General features: G+C 34.8%; 4 protein-coding genes and 1 pseudogene. All 5 read right to left on the bottom strand.

All coding sequences use genetic code 11. The features are described from left to right. Positions 1-366: pseudogene (locus AC6UD0_RS07250) on the bottom strand (hypothetical protein); the annotation flags it as partial. Then, positions 354-722 (bottom strand): hypothetical protein, encoded by a 369-nt coding sequence (locus tag AC6UD0_RS07245; RefSeq protein WP_500708685.1) that lies wholly within the window; start codon positions 720-722, stop codon positions 354-356. The gene AC6UD0_RS07245 and the pseudogene AC6UD0_RS07250, both read right to left, overlap by 13 nt. Continuing rightward, on the bottom strand, positions 715-924 hold the full coding sequence (locus AC6UD0_RS07240) for a DUF3310 domain-containing protein (RefSeq protein WP_500708684.1): 210 nt from the start codon (positions 922-924) through the stop codon (positions 715-717). Before AC6UD0_RS07240 ends, AC6UD0_RS07245 begins: the two co-directional genes overlap by 8 nt. After that, positions 917-1144 (bottom strand): hypothetical protein, encoded by a 228-nt coding sequence (locus AC6UD0_RS07235; RefSeq protein ID WP_500708683.1) that lies wholly within the window; start codon positions 1142-1144, stop codon positions 917-919. The genes AC6UD0_RS07240 and AC6UD0_RS07235 overlap by 8 nt, the downstream gene beginning before the upstream one ends. Beyond that, positions 1137-1319, bottom strand: a 183-nt coding sequence (locus AC6UD0_RS07230) for a hypothetical protein (protein ID WP_500708681.1), incomplete at its 5' end; no start/stop codon positions are given. The genes AC6UD0_RS07230 and AC6UD0_RS07235, both read right to left, overlap by 8 nt.

The raw sequence follows: 1319 nt of genomic DNA, 5'->3' as shown, positions 1-1319 counted from the left end.
TTGCTTACTCATTTCTTCAATTTCGTCTTTCACTTCATCAACGGTCCATCGTTTACCAGGTGAATTAAGTAATTTCATACCTTCTTCCTTAATATCGATATGATCACCAGCGTGAGCACAATCAAAACCAATCACTAAGTTATCGCCTTTCCATTCAATGCAAGTAACACCGCCGTGAACATACATTTCTTGTTCCAGCTTTTGCGCGAATTGTGCTTTATTTAAGACGTTTTCAGTTGCCACAAAGATATAGCCGCAATACCAACAATTTTCAGGTTTTCTAACAATACCAAGATATCCTTGCTTAGTTCGAAATTCTTCAACCACAAAAGTTTTCATAAACTCTGGAATTTCTATTTCACACATTGCTTTTCCTTTCTAATCTTGTGTTTAACCACTCGACCATTTTTAAATCTGCCATCACGTTTATTAATAACGTCTGACCAGTACATCTTGTTATACGATGCCAAATGATGAATCTCTGTTTTCTCTGCTAAATCACTTAAGGTTGAAGCGGTAAATAGTTTATTTCCACTACGATCGAAAACGTCGTAAGTAAACTTTTTAAAATTACCATTCTCACGTTGATTAACTTTTGAGTTACATAGTTTCATGCTTCGAACTGCTTTTAAATCTGGATCGTCTTCCGGACACTTAGAAACACTGCCATACTTATCCTCAATACTATGGACGTGTTTTAGAATTCGTTCACTCTTATTCATTATTTTCACTTCCTACATAGTCAATTAATCGATTTAAATAATCACGGGCTTTTTTCAAGTCTTGAAGCGGTGTGCTTTTATCCTCGAAGCGCACAACATACTTCATGACGTTACCTACCATGAATCCGATAAACTTATCTCTCGGCAAGATATCGACCATATGCGTGATTAAATCATGCTTACCGTGCTTGTATCTATTCATGATATCTACCAGCTAGCAAATCCATTAACTCTTTTATAGAATCCATTGTTTCATCAGAGCAACTATAATAAATCATTGGTTCTTTGCAACCTTTAATCGTAATTCGTATTTTTTTCTCACTTTCGCTATCATAACCAGTCCAAATCTCTTCAATATCAGATGTTTTGATTACTATCCTGGGAAGTCTCCAATACTTTGGTACTACTTTTTTATTACTCAATCTGCTTGCCACCCTTATGTTCTTCGAAATATTCTTTACGTGTCTTGCCATTCATTTCATCTTCAAAAATTAATCCATCGTAGTGAATCACAATTTTCATGCTGAACTTCTTGCCATTCATTAATTTTTTAACGATAACGTGAATCTCATCTAATAGTTTTTCGATTATGTTCAT

The sequence above is a fragment of the Fructilactobacillus sp. X7R9C1 genome, from assembly GCF_059901005.1.
This window is presented reverse-complemented; position numbering and strand designations above follow the sequence as displayed.